A 262-nucleotide genomic window follows, 5' to 3' on the forward strand; every position below is an offset into this window, starting at 1 on the left:
GATCATTTTACCGGGCCTGGTATTTAATTCGCAGTTTACCTGCTCGCTTGCCGTATAAATCCATTGCGGCAATGCACGCCATTTATACAGATCCGCTTCTGAAACAAGTGCATCGGTCTGTTCATTAATATAGGTCATGAACAACGCATTGGGACGTTTTGAATGGATTAATTCCCCGATCTTTTTAGCTACCTCAACCGCGCTTTGATAAATAAATTCTTCATAATCCTTATCCGGTATATCCGGCACCGGTCGCCCATAA

At 43.1% G+C, this 262-nt stretch carries 1 protein-coding gene; it reads right to left on the reverse strand.

Annotated elements, in window-relative coordinates; genetic code table 11:
- Positions 1–262: hypothetical protein (locus tag EOD29_RS36320; RefSeq protein ID WP_164763987.1), on the reverse strand; the 262-nt coding region annotated here is incomplete at both ends.

This window comes from Mesorhizobium sp. M1A.T.Ca.IN.004.03.1.1 (genome assembly GCF_003997555.1).
Classification (GTDB): Bacteria; Pseudomonadota; Alphaproteobacteria; order Rhizobiales; family Rhizobiaceae; genus Mesorhizobium.